The 14,737-nt window shown below is 62.0% G+C and carries 14 protein-coding genes and 3 tRNA genes; 5 read left to right on the forward strand and 12 right to left on the reverse strand.

Annotated features, from left to right (window positions below):
- The first annotated feature begins 42 nt into the window (after positions 1-42).
- Both LPB260_RS16265 and LPB260_RS16270 read left to right on the forward strand, forming a co-directional pair.
- Entirely contained in the window at positions 43-1,056 is a 1,014-nt protein-coding gene (locus LPB260_RS16265) for a zinc-dependent alcohol dehydrogenase family protein (protein WP_208706856.1), read from the forward strand.
- A 147-nt stretch (positions 1,057-1,203) separates the two neighbouring features.
- Positions 1,204-1,887: a phosphoribosyltransferase gene (locus LPB260_RS16270; RefSeq protein ID WP_208706857.1), complete on the forward strand. Its 684-nt coding sequence runs from the start codon at positions 1,204-1,206 to the stop codon at positions 1,885-1,887.
- A gap of 142 nt (positions 1,888-2,029) precedes the next feature.
- Here the strand turns inward: LPB260_RS16270 and LPB260_RS16275 are convergent, their stop codons facing one another.
- The 3 genes from LPB260_RS16275 to gorA are packed head-to-tail and all read right to left on the reverse strand — an operon-like array spanning position 2,030 to position 4,411.
- Entirely contained in the window at positions 2,030-2,419 is a 390-nt protein-coding gene (locus LPB260_RS16275) for a VOC family protein (RefSeq protein WP_208709999.1), read from the reverse strand.
- Positions 2,420-2,421: 2 nt separating this feature from the next.
- On the reverse strand, positions 2,422-3,045 hold the full coding sequence (locus LPB260_RS16280) for a trimeric intracellular cation channel family protein (RefSeq protein WP_208706858.1): 624 nt from the start codon (positions 3,043-3,045) through the stop codon (positions 2,422-2,424).
- 7 nt (positions 3,046-3,052) lie between these two features.
- Positions 3,053-4,411, reverse strand: a complete 1,359-nt coding sequence (gorA, locus tag LPB260_RS16285; protein ID WP_208706859.1) for a glutathione-disulfide reductase — start codon at positions 4,409-4,411, stop codon at positions 3,053-3,055.
- Between the two features lie 96 nt (positions 4,412-4,507).
- On the opposite strand from gorA, the gene LPB260_RS16290 reads away from it, so the two are divergent.
- Positions 4,508-4,930, forward strand: a complete 423-nt coding sequence (locus LPB260_RS16290; RefSeq protein ID WP_208706860.1) for a VOC family protein — start codon at positions 4,508-4,510, stop codon at positions 4,928-4,930.
- Positions 4,931-4,977: 47 nt separating this feature from the next.
- On the opposite strand, the gene galU is transcribed toward LPB260_RS16290, so the two are convergent.
- Positions 4,978-5,817 carry a UTP--glucose-1-phosphate uridylyltransferase GalU gene (gene galU, locus LPB260_RS16295; protein WP_208706861.1) on the reverse strand — a complete coding sequence of 280 codons (840 nt, stop codon included), beginning with the start codon at positions 5,815-5,817 and terminating at the stop codon, positions 4,978-4,980.
- A 39-nt stretch (positions 5,818-5,856) separates the two neighbouring features.
- A complete protein-coding gene (locus LPB260_RS16300; protein ID WP_208706862.1) occupies positions 5,857-7,218 on the reverse strand; it encodes a UDP-glucose/GDP-mannose dehydrogenase family protein in 1,362 nt (453 codons plus the stop codon).
- A gap of 297 nt (positions 7,219-7,515) precedes the next feature.
- Between LPB260_RS16300 and LPB260_RS16305 the strand changes: the two genes are divergently transcribed.
- Positions 7,516-8,751, forward strand: coding sequence for an HD-GYP domain-containing protein (locus LPB260_RS16305; RefSeq protein ID WP_208706863.1), 1,236 nt, complete (start codon positions 7,516-7,518; stop codon positions 8,749-8,751).
- 118 nt (positions 8,752-8,869) lie between these two features.
- Here LPB260_RS16305 and LPB260_RS16310 read toward each other — a convergent pair.
- The 6 genes from LPB260_RS16310 to uvrY all read right to left on the reverse strand — a co-directional run bounded on the left by LPB260_RS16310 (position 8,870) and on the right by uvrY (position 12,384).
- Positions 8,870-8,956: transfer RNA gene (locus tag LPB260_RS16310), tRNA-Leu, on the reverse strand.
- A gap of 108 nt (positions 8,957-9,064) precedes the next feature.
- A tRNA-Cys gene (locus LPB260_RS16315) sits at positions 9,065-9,138 on the reverse strand.
- Positions 9,139-9,177: 39 nt separating this feature from the next.
- Positions 9,178-9,253 (reverse strand) — tRNA-Gly (locus LPB260_RS16320).
- A 67-nt stretch (positions 9,254-9,320) separates the two neighbouring features.
- Positions 9,321-9,881: a CDP-diacylglycerol--glycerol-3-phosphate 3-phosphatidyltransferase gene (gene pgsA / locus LPB260_RS16325; protein ID WP_208706864.1), complete on the reverse strand. Its 561-nt coding sequence runs from the start codon at positions 9,879-9,881 to the stop codon at positions 9,321-9,323.
- 33 nt (positions 9,882-9,914) lie between these two features.
- Positions 9,915-11,738, reverse strand: a complete 1,824-nt coding sequence (gene uvrC / locus LPB260_RS16330) for an excinuclease ABC subunit UvrC (RefSeq protein ID WP_208710001.1) — start codon at positions 11,736-11,738, stop codon at positions 9,915-9,917.
- A 1-nt stretch (position 11,739) separates the two neighbouring features.
- The gene (uvrY, locus tag LPB260_RS16335) at positions 11,740-12,384 is read right to left on the reverse strand and encodes a UvrY/SirA/GacA family response regulator transcription factor (RefSeq protein ID WP_208706865.1); all 645 of its coding nucleotides are present in this window, start codon (positions 12,382-12,384) and stop codon (positions 11,740-11,742) included.
- 11 nt (positions 12,385-12,395) lie between these two features.
- Between uvrY and LPB260_RS29060 the strand changes: the two genes are divergently transcribed.
- Positions 12,396-12,527, forward strand: coding sequence for a hypothetical protein (locus tag LPB260_RS29060; RefSeq protein WP_256625432.1), 132 nt, complete (start codon positions 12,396-12,398; stop codon positions 12,525-12,527).
- Between the two features lie 154 nt (positions 12,528-12,681).
- Here LPB260_RS29060 and LPB260_RS16340 read toward each other — a convergent pair whose 3' ends face one another.
- Positions 12,682-14,613 carry a multicopper oxidase family protein gene (locus LPB260_RS16340; RefSeq protein WP_371926101.1) on the reverse strand — a complete coding sequence of 644 codons (1,932 nt, stop codon included), beginning with the start codon at positions 14,611-14,613 and terminating at the stop codon, positions 12,682-12,684.
- Between the last annotated feature and the right edge of the window lie 124 nt (positions 14,614-14,737).

Raw genomic sequence — 14,737 nt, forward strand, 5'->3', positions numbered from 1 at the left:
ATAAAGTCCATGGCCATAAGGGGTCAACCGGCGAGGTTTGCGATGTCCCGCATCATCCGTTTCCATCAGTTCGGCGAGGCCGACGTCCTCAAGATCGAAGAGCGCCCGCGCCCAATGCCGGCTGCCGGCGAGGTGCTGCTGCGTGTCGAGGCACTTGGGGTCAGCTGGTACGACGTGCTCTGGCGGCAGAACCTCGGCGACACACCGGCCCAGCTTCCCGCCGGGCTCGGCCACGAATTGGCCGGTGAGGTCATAGCCGTAGGCGAGGGCGTCGAGGACCTGGCGGTGGGTGACAAGGTCGCCAGCTTCCCGGGGCACAGCGCCAATCGCTATCCCTGTTGTGCCGAGGAAGTGGTGCTGCCGCGTCGCTCGCTGACCCGCTATCCCGAGCAACTGACCGCGCAACAGGCCAGCGTGCACTACCTACCCTCGATGGTCGGCTGGTTCGGCCTGGTCGAACTGGCCCGCCTCAAACCCGGTGAAACCGTACTGGTCACCGCCGCCAGTCGCTGCTGGGGGCCCTATATCGTGCAGCTGAGCAAGGCGCTGGGGGCCAAGGTGATCGCCGCGACGGCAGACAGCGAGGACCGCGAGCTGCTGCGCGAACTGGGCGCAGACCAGGTGATCCTCACCGAGGAACAGGATCTGGTCAGCCGGGTCAACAAACTGACCAACGAGCGCGGCGTCGATATCGTCATGGATTGCCTCGGTGGGCCACAGATGTGCCTGCTCGGCGATGCCCTGGCGCCCCGCGGGCGCCTGGTGCTCTATGGCCTGCAGGGCGGTAACGAAACCCCATTCCCGGCTTGCGCGGCATTCCAGAAGAACATCCAGTTCTTCGTCCACTGCATCGGTAACTTCACCGGCAAGGAAGAGCTGGGCATTCCCCAGGACGAGGAAGCGGTGGCCAAGGCGCTGCAAGGCATCAACCAGCTCACGTGCGACGGGCTGCTGCACCCGCTGATCAAGCAGGTATTCGCCTTCGACAAGGTGGTCGAAGCCCATCGGCTGATGGAAACCTGCCCGACTCGTGGACGCGTGGTGCTGCAGGTTTAGCCCGGCGCGCGAGGGCACAGGACCAGCTGTTTCCCCCCTCAGAGACATCCAGCAATCCGGCCCGCCAGCGTCCGCTGGTCACGGCCCTGAATCGGCCCTGAGCAGCGGGTGCATAGTGGGAGATGCACTGTTGCGAAGGGCAGACAGATGACACCGGCAGCCTCCATTGCGATACCCATTCCCGACCGAGTCGCCGCAGGCCAAGCCCTGGCGCAGCGGCTATCGGCCTATCGGCGGCGCTCCGATGTCATAGTCCTGGCCTTGCCCCGAGGCGGCGTACCGGTGGCCTACCAGATCGCCGACGCCCTGGAAGTGCGCCTGGACCTGATGCTGGTCCGCAAACTGGGCGTGCCGGGCCATGCCGAACTGGCCATGGGCGCCATCGCCAGTGGCGGGGTGCGGGTGATGAACCCCGACGTGCTGGCGTATGCCCGTGTCGACCAGGCCAGCATCGACGCCGTCGCCGCAGCGGAAACCACGGAGCTGCAGCGCCGCACCCGTGTCTATCGCGGCGAACGCCAGCCGCCATTGCTGCGCGAGCAACAGGTGATACTGGTCGACGATGGCGTGGCCACAGGCGCGACCATGCAGGCCGCGGTGCGCGCGGTGCGTCAGCAGGCCCCCGCGCGCATCATAGTCGCCGTCCCGGTTGCCGCCCCGGAAAGTGCAGAGCTACTGCGCACCCAGGTCGATGAACTGGTTTGCCCCTTCATGCCGGCTATGCTGATGGCCATCGGCCAGTGGTATGTGGACTTTGGCCAAACGCCAGATCAGGAAGTGATCGACCTGCTGTCGCGGGCCTGGCAGCGCGAAGATGTGCGGCCGTGCTGATTCTTTTTTATCTGTGTTTGTGCAGATCTAACTGATCTCGACACCGACAGTAGCCGTGAGCCTCGCACTCTTCTTTAGTTCTGACCCTTCGCATAATGTATATTATGTTAAATACTATATATATCTGCCGACATTACGATCCTTAGTCAGCGTGTCGCGGATAGCCCCCGATCTCGATCAGGTTGCCGTCAGGGTCGCGAAAGTACACCGATTCGATAGGCCCAAGCGCACCGGTGCGCATGACCGGCCCTTCTTCCACTGGCACGCCCTGCTCGGCCAGATGCGCCAGGATCCGCTCGGTCGTCCAGTTGCTGACCAGGCACAGATCGATCGCGCCAGGCTGCGGTCGCAGGGCCTTGGGTTCGAACTCCTGGCCGGCCTGGTGCAGGTTGAACTTCTGTTGACCGAATACCAAGGCGCTGCGCCCGCCGGCGAAGCGCTCGTGGCGCATGCCTAATACCCGCTGGTAGAAGGCAACGGTTGCGTCGATGTTGGCAACTGTCAGTACCAGATGATCCAGTCGCTCGATCATGCTCAATCTCGATCCAGCAGATGAAAACGCGGCAGCGAGAAACGCCAGCGGATCGCCGCCATGCGAATGCCCAGGACGGTGAGCATGGCGATTCCGGTGTCCAACCAGTGCGGGGTATTGAGCAGGCGCAAGGCAATGAACATCAGCGCCCCGGCGATGCAGGCGGTGGCGTAGATTTCCTTCTTGAAGATCAGCGGTATCTCGTTGCAGATGACATCGCGCATCACACCGCCTGCCACCCCTGTCATCACCCCCATGATCACCGCGGTGCTTAAAGGCACCTGATGCTGCATGGCCACCTCGGTGCCGATCACGGTGAATACCGCCAGGCCGAAGGCGTCGGCGATCAGCAAGCCGGTTTCATGGATCGGCCGGGTCAGGCGCACCCAGAGCACGGTGCCGACTGCCGCCAGGGTGGCCACGGCGATGTAGGTGTCGTCGCGAATCCAGCTGACCGGATGATTGTCCAGGATCAGGTCGCGCAGCGTGCCTCCGCCCAGGGCGGTAATCACGGCAATGACCAGTACGCCAAACAGGTCCATGGACTTGCGCCCGGCCATCAATGCCCCGGTGATGGCGAACACCGCCACGCCGAACAGGTCGGCCAGATAGAATAATTGCGCCATGCTGGCCTCAGGATGCGACTGGGGTGCGCATGGTAACAAACTCCTCGGCGGCAGTCGGATGGATGCCTATGGTGTCGTCGAACACCTGCTTGGTTGCTCCGGCCTTCAGGGCAACGGCCAATCCCTGAACGATCTCCCCCGCCTCCGGCCCCACCATGTGGCAGCCCAGCACCCTGTCGGTGTCGGCGTCCACCACCAGTTTCATCAACGTGCGCTCCTGGTTTTCGGTAAGCGTCAGCTTCATGGGGCGGAACCTGCTCTCGTAGATCTTCAGCCGGTGTCCTGCCGCCCTCGCCTGCTCTTCGCTCAGGCCAACGGTGCCGATATTCGGCAGGCTGAACACCGCTGTCGGTATCGTCTGATAGTCGACGCCGCGGTATTCCTCCGGCTTGAACAACCGCCGGGCCACGGCCATTCCTTCGGCCAGGGCGACTGGGGTCAGCTGTACGCGGCCGATCACATCGCCGATTGCCAGAATCGACGGTGCGCGGGTCTGGAAGTGCTCATCGACCTGGATGAAGCCCTTCTCGTCCAGCATCACGCCGGTGTTCTCCAGGCCAAGATCGTCCAGCATCGGCCGCCGGCCGGTGGCATAGAACACGCAGTCGGTTTCCAGCACGCGGCCATCCTGCAGGGTTGCGAGCAAGCTGCCGTCCGCCTGCCTGTCGATCCGGCTGATATCGCTGTTGAACTGCAGGTCCAGGCCGCGCTTGCTCAGCTCTTCGCGCAGATGTCGGCGAACGGCGCCGTCGAAGCCCCGGAGAAACAACTCGCCGCGATACAGCAGCGAGGTGTCGGCACCCAGGCCATGGAAGATCGAAGCGAACTCCACGGCGATATAGCCGCCGCCGACCACCAGCACGCGCTTGGGCAGTTGCTCGAGAAAGAACGCTTGGTTGGAGTTGATCGCATGCTCACAGCCGGGAAACTCGGGGATATAAGGCCAGCCGCCGGTAGCGATGAGAATGTGTTTGGCGCTGTAGCGTTGGCCGTTCAGTTCCAGGCTGTGGTCGTCGAGCAGGCGCGCATGGCCTTCGAGCAGGGTCACGCCACTGTTGACCAGCAGATTGCGATAGATGCCGTTGAGACGCTCGATCTCCCGGTTCTTGTTGGCTATCAACGTCGGCCAATCGAACCGAGTACCGTCGTGGGACCAGCCAAAGCCGCTGGCCTGCTCGAAGTCCTCGGCGAAATGGGCGCCATACACCAGCAGCTTCTTCGGTACGCAGCCGACGTTGACGCAGGTTCCACCCAGATAGCGACTTTCCGCTACCGCCACGCGAGCGCCGTAGCCGGCGGCAAAACGGGCAGCGCGCACGCCGCCGGATCCGGCACCGATCACAAACAGGTCGAAGTCGTAGGTCATGCTCAGCCTCCTTAGCAATTCGCCAGCATACCCCAAGCGCCGCATAATCCTCAGCCTGAGGCCTATCCTTTAACAGTGCTCGACGGGAGAACAGCCATGCGCCCCACCCTCACCCACCTGGCCTTGCACGTTCCGGACCTGGATGCCTGCGTAACCTTCTACGCCGAGTTCTGTGGCATGCGCGTCATCCATGAGCGCGCAGGCAAGGGCTCGCGGATCGTGTGGATGGCCGAGCCGGGCAAGGAACACAGCTTTATCTTCGTGATCATGCCGGGCGGCGTGGACCGTCAGCTGGCTGCCGACGATTACAGTCACTTCGGTTTCGCCCTGGATAGCCGCGAACAGGTCGACGCCGTCGCCGCGAAGGCCCAGGCTGCCGGCTGCCTGATCTGGGCGCCACGTGACGAGCCCTACCCGGTCGGCTACTACTGCGGCCTGCGCGATCCCGCCGGGAACTACGTGGAGTTCAGCTACGGCCAGCCTTTGGGGCCTGGCTCGGAAGCAATGCCGATCCCCTGAATGCAAGAGAGCCACCCTGAGGTGGCTCTCTTAACGTTGCGGCCGACTCAGTAGGCCCTGCCGGTCTTGTAGAGGTGCTCGAAACAGAAGTTGGTAGCGTCGATATAGCCTTCCGCACCGCCACAGTCGAAGCGCTGCCCCTTGAATTTATAGGCCAGCACGCAGCCGTCCTGGGCCTGCTTCATCAGTGCGTCGGTAATCTGGATCTCACCGCCCTTGCCCGGCGGGGTACTTTCGATGATGTCGAAGATATCCGGGGTGAGGATGTAGCGGCCGATGATCGCAAAGTTCGAAGGTGCATCTTCCGGCTTGGGCTTTTCGACCATGTTGTTCACCCGGTAGATGTCATCGCGGATCATTTCACCGGCGATGACCCCATATTTATGGGTCTCTTCCGGCGGTACTTCCTGAATCGCGACGATGGAACAGCGGAACTGGTTGTACAGCTTGACCATCTGGGTCAGGACCCCGTCGCCGTCCAGGTTCAGGCACAGGTCATCGGCCAGCACCACGGCAAAGGGTTCATCGCCGATCAGCGGCCGGCCGCTGAGAATGGCGTGGCCCAGGCCCTTCATTTCCACTTGGCGGGTATAGGAGAAGGTGCACTCATCAATCAGGCGCCGAATGCCGACCAGGTACTTTTCCTTGTCGGTATCGCGTATCTGGTGCTCCAGCTCGTAACTGATATCGAAGTGATCCTCCAGCGAGCGCTTGCCTCGGCCGGTGACCATGGCAATTTCGGTCAGCCCAGCACCGAGGGCCTCCTCGACGCCATACTGGATCAGCGGCTTGTTCACCACCGGCAGCATTTCCTTGGGCATTGCCTTGGTTGCAGGCAGAAAGCGCGTGCCGTAACCGGCGGCTGGGAACAAGCATTTCTTAATCATGGGACTCCTTAGCGAGCAATAGAATGCCGGGGCAGTCTATCAGGCTGCGCTGACCATACAACGCCCCAGGGCCGGCCTGCCGATGCCGCGGTAGAGGAACCCCAGCTCGGCAAGCTGCTTGCCGTCGTAGATATTGCGGCCATCGAACAGCACCGGCATACGCATCAGGCTGCGGATCTGCGCGAAGTCCGGCTGGCGGAACTGCTTCCACTCCGTCACCAGCACCAGGGCGTCCGCGCCCTCGACGACGCTGTATGGCGACTCGCTCAGGCGCAGCTGTCCGCTCTGAAGAGCTTGTTCGTAGCGCGCGGCGACCCCAGCGGTAGCAACCGGGTCGCATGCCTGCACGGTGGCGCCGGCGGCGAGCAGCGCTTCGAGCAGCACCAGACTCGGCGCCTCACGCAGGTCGTCGGTGCCCGGCTTGAACGCAAGCCCCCAGAGCGCCACCACGCGCCCCTGCAGGTGACCGCTGAAATGCTCGCGCAATACCTGAAACAGCCAGGTTTTCTGCAACGCATTGCGCGCCTCGACCGCCCGCAGGATGCCGGGTTCGATACCCTCCTGTTCAGCCGTGCGGATCAGCGCGCGGACATCCTTGGGAAAGCAGGAGCCACCATAGCCGCAGCCAGCGTAGATGAAGTGAGTGCCGATACGCTTGTCGCTGCCAATGCCCCGGCGAACCTGTTCGATATCCACACCCAGGCGCGCGCAGAGCCCGGCCATTTCGTTGATAAAGGAAATCTTGGTGGCAAGAAAGGCGTTCGCCGCATACTTGCTGAACTCTGCCTCGCGCGCACTCATACACAGCAGGCGCTCATGATTGCGCAAGAACGGCACGTAGAGGCGGCGCAGCAGTTCGGCGCTCGCGACGTCATCGCAGCCGATGATCACCCGGTCCGGACGCATGAAATCGTCGACCGCCGAACCTTCCTTGAGAAACTCCGGGTTGCTTGCCACTGGAACCTGAAAGCACTTGTTGCGCTTGCCTAGACGAACGTTGATCCGCTGCGCCACCCGCTCGGCCGTGCCGACTGGCACCGTCGATTTATCGACTACCAGGCAAGGTCTCGCCAAAGTGTCGCCGAGCTCGTCGGCCACCGCCAATACTTGGGACAGGTCGACCGAGCCATCCTCCGCGCTCGGTGTTCCCACCGCGATGAAGACCACCTCGGCATGCGCCGTGCCCTCCGCCAGGTCCTGGCTGAAACTCAACTGCCCACTGGCCAGGTGGGCCAGCAGCAGGGGCTGCAGCCCTGGCTCGTAGATCGTCGCCTCACCGCGCCTAAGACGCGCGATACGAAATGGGTCGCGCTCGACACAGATCACCCGACAGCCCATTTCCGCGAAACATGCCGCCGTAACCAGACCGACATAGCCAGCCCCGATAACGCAGATCTTCATCGCCGCCCCCCCCGAAGTGCACTGCAGCGATTGCAACCGACGGTCGTGGCAAACATATGTCCTCTTGATGACGGGGCGGTGAAGGGCAAGCTGCCGGGAGCCCCGGACAACGAAAGCCGAACAGCAGGTCGGGCGTGGCAGCCACACAGCCTGGCAAACGCACACTTTCACCAGTATTCGACGAATGCCGGGGGTAGCAACTGGCCAACAACGGCTATAGTCATAGGCCAATGGCCCTGGCCTATAATGCACATTGGCCAATAGCCAGTATCGCAGTCTGTCTTCTGGAGAGGTGTCATGGATACACGTTCGCTGCCACATACGATCGAGGTAGCGGTTGATGATCTGAGTATCGGCATGTATGTCGCCAAACTGGATCGCCCCTGGACAGAAACCCCCTTCCTTTTCCAAGGTTTTCTTATTCGCGAACAGCAGGAGTTACACCTGCTTCGAGAGCATTGCCAGTCTGTCTGGGTCGACGCCAAACAGTCGACCGGCGTAAGCGCGCAACAACTGGGCCAAGCCCCTGACCGCGCAACTCGCGAGGCGGCAATCGCCAAGGTCAAGTTCGACAATCGCATGCAGCAGGCGCTTCCCATCTGGCAGGCTGCGCGCGAATCCTCCCTGCGCATCCTCAATGCAGTCAAGTTCGGTCAGAGCCTGGATGTCGCGACCGTCAAGGAAGTGGTGAAGGAATGTGTCGACCATATCCTCGAGAGCCCCTCCGCGATGCTTTGGCTCGCGCGCATCAAGGACAGCGATGAATACACCGCCGAACACTGCCTGCGTGTCGGCATCCTCTCCATTGCCCTGGGCCGCGAGCTGGGCCTCATGCCACTGGAACTCGAACAAGTTGGTATCTGCGGCATGCTCCACGACGTAGGCAAGCTCAAGGTACCGGATGAAATCCTGAACAAGCCTGGCCGGCTGACCGAGGACGAGTTCAACGTCATGAAGTTGCACTCGATCGAGGGGCGCAAACTATTGCTTGCCAACGGTCAGGTTCCTGCGGCGGCAGTAGATGTTGCCTACGCCCACCATGAACGCATGGACGGTGGCGGCTATCCTCGAGGCTTGAAGGCTAACCAGATTCCCTACTTCGCCAAGATCATTGCCGTGGTCGACGCTTACGACGCCATCAACAGCGACCGGGTCTACAGCAAGGGCCGATCGACAATGGAGGCACTGCGCATCCTCTTCGACGAGGTAAATACGCAGTTCGACGAAGAAGTTGTACTCGCCTTTATCCGCATGATCGGGATATTCCCGCCAGGCGAGATTGTGGAGTTGACCAATGGCGAAGTCGCGATCATCACCGCTTGCTCGCCGGACCATAAGCTAAAGCCGCGCCTGCTGCTGGTACTCGACAGTGACAAGCAACCCTGCAAGCCCAAGATCATTGACCTGATCAGGAACCCTACCGACCAGAACGGTCTGCCTTACCGTGTGGGCGAAGTTCACCCGACCGGAGCCTTTGGCATCGATATCGAAGCCTATCGCCGCGAAGGTCTCATCATTCCAGGGCACCTTTGAGGTAGCGCCTATGGCGACCTTTCTCAAAGACGGGGAAGTGAGGGCACAAAAAAACCGGCTATTAATGCCGGTTTTTTGTGAGCTGCAGCCAGACGAAAATCGTCTGAAACCGCATCAATGGTGCCCCGAGCCGGAATCGAACCGGCAAGACCTTGCGGTCGGCAGATTTTAAGTCTGCTGTGTTTACCAATTTCACCATCGGGGCGCTTTAGCGTGCGTGAGGCCGGACTATATACAGCAGTCACCGACCTCGCAAGTTTTCAGAGTCCATTAAAAAAGCCCCGTAAATCTCTGATCTACGGGGCTTTTTAATTGGAGGCTGAGGTCGGAATCGAACCGGCGTTCACGGATTTGCAATCCGGTGCATAACCACTCTGCTACTCAGCCTTGAAACCAAACGGGCCGTCGTAAACGGCCCGTTGAAACTGGAGCGGGAAACGAGACTCGAACTCGCGACCCCGACCTTGGCAAGGTCGTGCTCTACCAACTGAGCTATTCCCGCTTGTCTTGGTGACGGGCGCCATTCTATAGGTTCATGACGCCCCGTCAACCCCTTGATTCAAAAAAGTTTATTTCTTTTCAGCGGTGGTGCTGAGGTGCGGCCAGGCAGCCAGCAGATACTGCAGCATCGACCACAGCGTCAGCACCGCCGCGATGACCAGCAGCACATAACCGAGCACGACCCAGAGGGTAAACGACGGCGGATTGGCCAAGAGGATAATCAACGCCACCATCTGTGCCGCGGTCTTCCACTTGGCCAGGCTCGACACCGCTACATGTGCGCGGGCCCCCAGTTCGGCCATCCACTCACGCAGGGCCGACACGACGATTTCCCGTCCGATGATGATGGCGGCCGGCAGAGTCAGCCACAGGTTGGCGTGCTCGGCCACCAGCAGGACCAGAGCAACAGCCACCATCAGCTTATCGGCGACCGGATCGAGGAAGGCGCCAAAGGGGGTACTCTGCTCCCAGCGACGCGCGAGGTAGCCATCGAGCCAATCGGTAACCGCGGCGCAGGCGAACACCCCGCTGGCGGCCCAATAGCTCCACGAAAAAGGCAGGTAGAACAACAGTATGAAGATCGGGATCAGCAGAACGCGGAGCACGGTAAGCAGGTTGGGGATATTCATCGGCACAACTGGGCTGCGAGGTGAGTCGGCATTCTACTCGCTGTGCAATGCGGCATAAATCGACTCGGCGAGCTTTTTGCTGATCCCCGGCGCCTTGGCGATCTCCTCGGCGCTGGCGCGGGTCAACTCCTGCAGGCCGCCAAAGTGATTGAGCAGCTCGCGCCGGCGCTTCGGTCCCACCCCGGCGACCTGCTCCAGGCTCGAAGTGCGTCGGGCCTTGCCGCGCCGGGCCCGGTGCCCGGTTATGGCGAAGCGATGGGACTCGTCGCGTATCTGCTGGATCAGGTGCAATGCCGGCGAATTGCCTGGCAGGGTGAACTCATGAGCCGCATCGTTCAGGTAGAGGGTTTCCAGGCCGGGCTTGCGGGTCGCGCCCTTGGCCACGCCGAGAAGGATCAAGTCGGGAACCGCCAGCTCCTCCAACACCTCCCGAGCCATGGCCAGCTGCCCCTTGCCGCCGTCGACCAGGAGGATATCCGGCAGCTTGCCCTCGCCGTCCTTGACCCTGCTGAAGCGCCGGGTCAGCGCCTGATGCATGGCGGCATAATCGTCGCCGGCGGTGACACCTTCGATGTTGTAGCGGCGATAGTCCGACTTCAACGGACCTTCGGGGCCGAAGACCACACAGGACGCCACCGTGGCCTCGCCACTGGAGTGGCTGATATCGAAACACTCCAGGCGCTGCGGCAGTTCATCCATGTCCAGCGCTTCGGCCAAGGCCTCGAAACGCGCGGCCACGTGCTGGCGACTGGCCAGGCGTGCGCCGAGGGCCTGCTCGGCGTTGGTCACAGCCAGTTGTTGCCAGCGTGCACGGGTACCACGCACACGATGGCTGATGCTCAGCTCGCGGCCACGGGCTTCGGCAATAGCGGCGATCAGCGTGGGAAAGTCTTCGTGCAGGGCGTTGACGATCAGCTCGCCGGGCAGGTCGCGCTCCTGACTGCCCAGGTAGTACTGGGCGAGGAAGGCCAGCAGCACCTCGCTGCCCTCCTCCTCGATCGCTACTTGGGGAAAGAAATTCTTGCTGCCGAGCACCCGTCCGCCGCGCACGCTGATCAGGTGCACGCAGGCACCGCCGGGGTTGACCATGGCGGCGACTATATCCACATCGCCACTGCCGCCCTCCATGCTCTGCTGGTCCTGCACGCGACGCAGCAGGGCGATCTGGTCGCGCAGCTCGGCAGCGCGCTCGAAGTCGAGCGCCATCGCGGCCTGCTGCATGTTCGCGGACAGTTCATCGCTCAAGGCGTTGCTGCGGCCCTCGAGAAACATCACCGAGTGGCGCACGTCCTCGGCGTATTCCGCCGGCTCGACCAACCCCACACAGGGTCCCTTGCAGCGTTTGATCTGGTACTGCAGGCAGGGACGCGTGCGGTTCTTGAAGTAGCTGTCCTCGCACTGGCGCACCAGAAAGGCCTTCTGCAGCAGGCCAAGACTCTCGCGAATCGCCCCGGCGCTGGGATAAGGGCCGAAATAGCGCCCCTTGAGCTTCTTCGCGCCGCGATGAATGCCCAGGCGCGGAAACTCGCCGTCGGAGAGGAACACGTAAGGGTAGGACTTATCGTCGCGCAGCAGGATGTTGTAGGGCGGCCGCCACTCCTTGATCAGCGTCTGCTCGAGCAGCAGCGCCTCGGTCTCGTTGGCGGTGATGGTGGTTTCGACCTGGGCGATCTTGCCGACCAGCGCCGCGGTCTTCGGCGCCAGGCCGCTCTTGCGGAAGTAACTGGCCAGGCGCTTCTTCAGATTCTTCGCCTTGCCGACGTAGAGCAGCTTGGCGTCCGCGTCGAACATGCGGTAGACGCCGGGCCGACCGCTGCAAGTGGCGAGAAAGGCGCTGGCGTCGAATTCCGCGGTCATCTCAACTGACGGCATCGACCATGCCGTGGCGCACCGCCAGCAAGGCCAGCTCGACATCGCTGGTTATCGCCAGCTTCTCGAAGATGCGGTAGCGGTAGGTGTTCACCGTCTTCGGCGACAGGCACAGCTTGTCGGAGATGCTCTGGACCTTCTGGCAACCGGCGATCATCAGGGCGATCTGGATCTCGCGCTCGGACAGCAGGTCGAATGGCGAGGCATTGCCCTGTGGCTGGAAGGGTTTCAAGGCCAGTTGCTGGGCTATCTGCGGGCTGATATAGCGCTGGCCGGCGAAAACCTGGCGGATGGCCTGAACCATCTCGGCCAGGCCGGCGCCCTTGGTCAGGTAGCCGGCCGCACCCGCCTGCAGCAAGCGAGTGGGAAACGGATCGTCCTCGCAGGCAGTGACTGCCACCACTTTCAGGTCGGGGTGACTGCGCAGCAACTTGCGGGTTGCCTCAAGGCCACCGATGCCGGGCATCTTGACGTCCATCAGGACGACATCGGGCTTGAGCTCCCGAGTCTTCTGCAGGGATTCCTCGCCAGATTCGGCCTGACCGACGACTTGCAGGCCGTCGATGTCCGCCAGCATGCGCGTGATGCCTGTTCGAACCAGATCGTGGTCATCGACCACCAGCACCCTAATCAAGCGGACTCCCCATGCGCAGCAATCTGCAGTCTGAATTGGTGTTATTTTTCGCCGCTCACCATACCAAAAAAGCGGCTGACAGACCTAGTTTGGTGCAGCGCAGTCAAATAGCAACCGTCAAAAAACTGCTTGCCATCTGGTGACCCGCTCAACCGCGAACACATGCTCCCTGTGCCCCGTCCTGAGGCGTCTACATACGTATTGCCGGGCGAACACACCAGTCTTGAACAGGCCTGCGAGGGGTGATTGATACGGTCTACCGCACGAAGCAGGCTTCATGGCAACTTTCGCCCGCAGCTAGCGTCCCTGGCTTTTCTTCTTTCTCCGCGGCCCGACATCCTCCGCCCCCGGCGCATTGGGCACTACATCCCAACGCACCATCATCGCGTGATCTTCGTGGACCAGGTTGTGACAGTGCATCACGTACTTGCCGACGAAATCGCGAAACCGCAGCAGTACCTTGAGCCTGGAATTGGGCCTCAACACGAATACGTCCTTGCGCCCCTGTTCATGGGGCGGCACTGGCACTTCATCGTCATCGTCGGTACCGCCTTCGAACTTGGCAATGATGCGTGCTTCCTCTAAATGAATGTGAATGGGATGGGACCAGCCCCCCGACTTGTTGACCAAATCCCAGACCTCCAGCGCCCCCTGGGGAATGTCAGCCCTGCTGCGATCAGGATCGAAGAACTTGTTATTCACCGCCCACATGCCGTTGCGGCGGTCGAACTCCCAGCGGCGGACCGGTGCCCTGGCGATTTCATCGCTATCCAGCGCTGGCAATTCGCGCAGCACGGCTGGCACCCGGCTCAGGTCTTGACTCGGCGGATAGCGGTCGACGACCAGTTTCAGTATTCGCAGGCCCGGCGCTTCCAATTCCTCCGTCCTGCGAGTGCTGCTCTGGCTCAACCGGTTGACCAGGTACAGCTCGGTACCGATCGGATACCGGGAGAAGTCCACGACGATATCGCCCCGCTCGGCCACGCTGAGACGCAGCCGATGCTGGTTGAACAACGGCGCCGGGAGCAGATTGCCGTCGTTGGCGATATAGGTGAAGGTTTGCACCACATCGCCGGCATCGACCAGGTAGAACTCATAGACGCGGCTTGGGCCGCCATTGAGCAGGCGCAGGCGGTATTTGCGCGCGGCCACTCGCAGCACCGGTTCGACACGACCGTTGACCGTGACCTTGTCACCCAGCACGCCTTCCGGATCGACCTGATCCCAGTACAGGATGCCGTCGCGATCGAACAGCCGGTCGGAGAAGTCCAGCGGGTAGTCATAGGGGTAGCTGGGCAAGCGCAAGGCACTGGGATTGGGGTCCAGTTCGTTGCCGGAGTCGATATGGTCGAACAGCAGGTAGAAACCGGACAGCCCGCGCACCAGGTTCGGCGCGGTGAAGTCCATGGTGTGATCATGGTAGAACAGCGTGCCCAGGGCTTCGCGCGGGTCACCTATGCCATTGTTCTGTTCGTCGTAACCAGCATAGATGTTGGGATAGAAGTGATCGATGAAATCGCCGGGTGAGGCCAGGGTCGGCCCGGCCTTGAAGGCACTGTAATAGTCGCCTGGGAATCCGTCGCTCTCCGAGGCCGTGTGCGCATTGTGCAGATGAGTGGAAATCTCCGGCGTACCAAACCCTTTGTGCTCCCGCGGCAAGCGGTTGCGGATACGCAGGATGGTAGGCTGCCCGTAGCGTGCGACTATGGTCGGGCCCGGTGAAGTGGCGGCCTGGCCGTCGAAGGCGAAGCCCCAGATACGCTGGGGCGGGTAGGCCGGGTTGAACACCCAGGCGGTATTTTCCTCGGCGCTGATCTCGTAGTGAACCGGCGGGAACTCGCGGCCACGCAGATAAAGCACATCCCAGCGCTGGTGCGCCGCGCGCCCGGCTTCACCTGCAGCGCTATTGGCTTGCCGCATCGGTGGGGGATCGAGAGGCACAGGCGGCAAGGGCGTGTACGCCAACGGCAACTCGACCTGCCAGGGCGTGGACGGCGGGCTCTTGTCCGGCCTGTCGCCGAGCCCTCCGCGCCTGCCTTCGGACTTCTGCTGCCCGTCGCTTCTTCCGCTGTTGTCCGAACTGCCTGTCAACAGGGGAGCCACCAGCGCTGCGCCGGCGCCCTTGAGGAAGCGGCGCCGGGCACCCTTGGCGACTCGGGTAGTCGCGGGCAGCGGCGCTTCATCGCAGTCCCTCCCCGCGGCCTCCTGCCCTTCGCCGCCGTCGGTCACGTTGGATTTCATGCCTCTTGCCCTCTAACGAGGCCCAAGCACTTCCCTGCGACGATATTCAGAGCCCACTGCTTAACGATTCCTCCCTCCCTGAACACAGCAAGAGAAGGCATTCACCTCAGTC

It is taken from the genome of Pseudomonas sp. LPB0260 (genome assembly GCF_013388395.1).

Excerpts from the sequence above, each read along its gene's own strand:
- LPB260_RS16305 (WP_208706863.1), top strand. The coding sequence starts at position 7,516 with ATGGATACACGTTCGCTGCCACATACGATCGAGGTAGCGGTTGATGAT.
- pgsA (WP_208706864.1), bottom strand. The coding sequence starts at position 9,881 with ATGAATATCCCCAACCTGCTTACCGTGCTCCGCGTTCTGCTGATCCCG.
- LPB260_RS16270 (WP_208706857.1), top strand. The coding sequence starts at position 1,204 with ATGACACCGGCAGCCTCCATTGCGATACCCATTCCCGACCGAGTCGCC.
- LPB260_RS16265 (WP_208706856.1), top strand. The coding sequence starts at position 43 with ATGTCCCGCATCATCCGTTTCCATCAGTTCGGCGAGGCCGACGTCCTC.
- LPB260_RS16280 (WP_208706858.1), bottom strand. The coding sequence starts at position 3,045 with ATGGCGCAATTATTCTATCTGGCCGACCTGTTCGGCGTGGCGGTGTTC.
- gorA (WP_208706859.1), bottom strand. The coding sequence starts at position 4,411 with ATGACCTACGACTTCGACCTGTTTGTGATCGGTGCCGGATCCGGCGGC.
- galU (WP_208706861.1), bottom strand. The coding sequence starts at position 5,817 with ATGATTAAGAAATGCTTGTTCCCAGCCGCCGGTTACGGCACGCGCTTT.
- LPB260_RS16275 (WP_208709999.1), bottom strand. The coding sequence starts at position 2,419 with ATGATCGAGCGACTGGATCATCTGGTACTGACAGTTGCCAACATCGAC.
- uvrC (WP_208710001.1), bottom strand. The coding sequence starts at position 11,738 with ATGACCGCGGAATTCGACGCCAGCGCCTTTCTCGCCACTTGCAGCGGT.
- LPB260_RS29060 (WP_256625432.1), top strand. The coding sequence starts at position 12,396 with ATGCGCAGCAATCTGCAGTCTGAATTGGTGTTATTTTTCGCCGCTCAC.
- LPB260_RS16300 (WP_208706862.1), bottom strand. The coding sequence starts at position 7,218 with ATGAAGATCTGCGTTATCGGGGCTGGCTATGTCGGTCTGGTTACGGCG.
- LPB260_RS16290 (WP_208706860.1), top strand. The coding sequence starts at position 4,508 with ATGCGCCCCACCCTCACCCACCTGGCCTTGCACGTTCCGGACCTGGAT.